The organism is Streptomyces phyllanthi (assembly GCF_009377205.1).
In the GTDB taxonomy this organism is placed as follows: domain Bacteria; phylum Actinomycetota; class Actinomycetes; order Streptomycetales; family Streptomycetaceae; genus Streptomyces; species Streptomyces phyllanthi.
This window is the reverse complement of record NZ_VJZE01000649.1, coordinates 1-3,909: the sequence shown is the minus strand read 5'-3', so window position 1 is coordinate 3,909 and position 3,909 is coordinate 1. Positions and strand designations below refer to the sequence as shown.

1 protein-coding gene is annotated in these 3,909 nt (G+C 72.9%); it reads right to left on the bottom strand.

What is annotated here, in order from left to right:
• A partial coding sequence (locus FNH04_RS42785; protein ID WP_322725492.1) for an amino acid adenylation domain-containing protein occupies window positions 1-3,850 on the bottom strand: 3,850 nt, incomplete at its 3' end.
• Between the last annotated feature and the right edge of the window lie 59 nt (window positions 3,851-3,909).

Here is a 3,909-nt window from a genome sequence, read left to right as displayed (position 1 = left end):
GGTCATGAGCCCCACCCACACCCGGCAGCGGCGCCACCGCATCGTTCCAGCCCGCCAACAGCAGCCGCCGCTCAGCCACCGACAACAAAGGCAGATCACCGACCCGCCGCTCCGCATCCTCGGCAACCGCCTCCAGGACGACCGCCAGGTGCCCGGCCATACGCTCGATCGTCGCCGCGTCGAACAACGCGGTGCTGTACTGGATCTCGCCGGTCACCTCGCCGTCTGCGCCGCCGAGCAGAAGCGCCAGATCGAACTTCATCAGCGGCGCCCCGGCCAGCAACCCCGCTTCCGGCTCGTCGTCCGAGTCGGCTCGGCGGCCGGTCTCGTCGGCGGCGTAGTAGAACCAGACCTGGAAGAGGGGGGAACGAGAGCGGTCGCGTTCGGTGACGAGGGCGTCCACCAGCTGCTCGAACGGCAGGTCCTGGTGGGCGTAGCCGTCCAGGGTGGTCTCCCGGACCCGGCCCAGCAGCTCGGTGAAGGTCGGGTCCGCGGACAGATCGGTGCGCAGGACCAGGGTGTTGACGAAGAAGCCGATCAGATCCTCGGTCTCGGCCTGTGTCCGGCCCGCCGCCGGTGACCCCACGGCCACGTCGTCGGTGCCGCAGTACCGGGCCAGGACCACATCGAACGCCGCCAGCAGCGTCATGAACATCGTCGCGCCGTTCGCCCGGGCCACCGCCCGCAGCCCGTCCGCCACCGCGGCGGGGATGTGCACCGGTGTCGAGGCGCCCGCGCTGGACGCGACCGGCGGCCGCGGCCGGTCTGTGGGCAGGTCCAGCGCCGGCACGTCGGCCAGTTGCCGGCTCCAGTAGTCGAGCTGCCGGTCGATGACCTCGCCGGTCAGCCAGGAACGCTGCCAGGCGGCGTAGTCGGCGTACTGCACCGCGAGCGGCGCCAGCGGATCCGGCTCACCGGCGTGGAACGCCTCGTACAGAAGTTCCATCTCGCGGCCGAAGATCCGTCCCGACCACTCGTCGGAGACGACGTGGTGCATCGACAGCACCAGCGCGTGTCCGGCCGTACCCAGCCGGGCCAGGCACACGCGGAGGAGGGGCCCGGTCGCGAGGTCGAACGGTGCGACCGCGTCCCGCACGATCAGCTGGTGCAGGGCGGCCACCGGGTCGGCCAGACCGGACAGGTCCGCCATCATCAGCGGCACCGGCTGCGGCGGGTCGATGACCTGATGGGCCACCCCGTCGGGGCCTGCCACCAGCCGGGTCCGCAGCACCTCATGCCGCGTCACGACCGCGGTCAGCGCCTCGCCGACCGCCCACACGTCGACGTCGGCGCCCAGCCAGATCGGCGACGGGACGTTGTACATCACCTCTTCCGGATCCATCTGGTGCAGGAACCACAGCCGTTGCTGGGCGAACGACAGAGGAAGCGGCCGGTCCCGGGGAACGGGGGTGACGGGCGGGGCGACCGGACCGCCGGCGGTGTTCTCGATCACCGTGGCCAGGTCCGCCAGCGTGGGGTGGTCGAACAGCTCGGCCAGCGCGAGCTCGGTGCCGAACACCTCCCGCACCCGGGAGATCACCTGGGTCGCCAGCAGCGAATGCCCGCCCAGCTCGAAGAAGTCGTCGGCCGCGCCGACCCGGTCGGTCCCCAGCACCCGCGCCCAGATCCCGGCCAGCAGTTCCTGCACCGGGCCGACCGGGGCCAGCCAGTCGTCGGCCTCGACACGCACCTGCCCGGGGGCCGGCAGTGCCGCCCGGTCCAGCTTTCCCGACGGGGTCAGCGGCAGGGCGGCCAGCTCGGTGAAGGAGGCCGGGATCATGAACTCCGGCAGGTGGCCGCGTACGAACGCCCGCAGCGCCGCGGTCGGAGGGATCCCCGCCGCCTGGTCCGCCGGCACCAGATAGGCGACCAGCCTCGCGGCCGCGCCCTGGCCGTCCACCGCCACCACCGCTGCCCGGATCCCCTGGTGGGCGGTCAGCACCGTCTCGACCTCGCCCGGTTCCACCCGGAACCCGCGCACCTTGATCTGGTCGTCGGCCCGGCCCACGAACTCCAGCTGTCCGTCCGCGCGCCGCCGCACCCGGTCCCCGGTCCGGTACAGCCGCGACCCGTCACCGCTGAACGGGTCGGCGACGAACCTCTCCGCGGTCAGCGCCGGGCGGCCCCCGTAGCCGCGGGCCAACTGCGGTCCGCCGATGTACAGTTCGCCGGCCACGCCCACCGGCACCGGGTTGAGCCACCGGTCCAGCACGAACAACCGCGTGTTGACCACGGGCGCCCCTATCGGCGGCCCCGCCTGCCCCGCGGGTTCGACCACCCCGGTGGTCACCATGACCGTGGCCTCGGTCGGCCCATAGGTGTTGACGAGTCGTCGGCCGTCGGCCCAGACCCGTGCCATCGTCCCGGTCATCCGCTCCGCGCCGGACAACACGGTGCCCAGGCCCGGGACCCGTCGCGGGTCCAGCACTTCCAGCAGCGACGGCACCACGCTGGCCGCCTCCACGCCGAGCCCCGCCACCATCTCCGCCAGGCGAGCGGGTTCGGCGCGCTCCGCTCCGGCCGCCACCACCAGCGTCCCGCCGCGGCCCAGCGTCACCGCCACGTCCAGGACGGCCGCGTCGAAGCTGAACGAGGCGAACTGCAGCACCCTCGTCCCGGGGACCACGTCAAGGGCCGGCCCGATTGCCGCCACCAGATTCACCACACCGGCGTGGGGCACCTGCACGCCCTTCGGGGTACCCGTCGATCCTGATGTGTAGATCACGTACGCCAGTTGGCGCGGATCCGCCGACTCCGGCGGCAACGGGGCCGGCGTGTCCAGACGGGTGTGCACCGCCGGGTCGTCCAGCCACACCACCGGAAGACCCATCCCGGCCGATGTGATCAGGTCTCCCGCGACCCGCCGGTCCGCCAGCAGCGCCACCGCACCGGAGTCGGCCAGCATGTACTCGAGCCGGTCCGCCGGATACTCCGGGTCCAGCGGCAGGTACGCGCCGCCCGCCAGCCACACCGCCAGCACCGCCGGCACCATGCCGGCATCGCGCGGCAGGCAGAGCCCCACCACCGACTCCGGGCCTACGCCCAGCCCTCGCAGATGGCGGGCCAGCCGGCCCGCGCGGTCCACCAGCCCGGCGTAGGTCAGCCACTCCCGCCCGCACACGACCGCCACCGCGTCCGGGTGCTCCGACGCCCGCGCCAGCACCAGCTCGGCGGTGCCGTTCGCCGCCGGCACCGGTCCCGCCGTGTCGTTCCAGCGGCGCACCAGCTGATCCCGCTCGGCCGCCGTCAGCACCTCCAACCGCGACAGTGGCCGCTCCGGGTCGGCTGCCGCCGTTCCCAGGGCCGTCAGAACGTGCCCTACCAGGCGGTCCACGGTGACCGCGTCGAACAGGGCCGTGCTGTAGTCGATCCGTCCGGCGACGGCCCCGCCCGCGTCTCCCAGCGTCAGCGCCAGGTCGTACTTCACCTGGAAGCCGCCGCTGAGTGCCTCAGTCATCGGGGCCGTCTCGGCGGGGTCGGCGTCACGGGTGCCGGACTCCTGGAAGCCGTAGCTGAAGAGCACCTGGAACAGCGGGGTGCGGGATCTGTCCCGGTCGGTGACCACGGCGTCCACGAGCTGCTGGAACGGCAGGTCCTGGTGGGCGTACGCCTCCAGCGCCGTCTGCCGTACCCGGCCCGTCAGTTCGGCGAACGTCGGTTCGCCGGACAGGTCGGTGCGCAGCACCAGTGTGTTGACGAAGAACCCGATCAGGTCCTCGACCTGGGCGTGGTTCCGGTTCGCCACGGGTGACCCGACCACCACGTCGTCGGTGTCGGCGTACCGGCCCAGCACCACCGAGAACCCGGCCAGGAGCGCCATGAACATCGTCGCGCCGTTCCGGCGGGCGATCTCGCGCAGCCCGTCCGCGACCGGCTCAGGGATCGTGAACCCGACCGCCGCACCGGCGT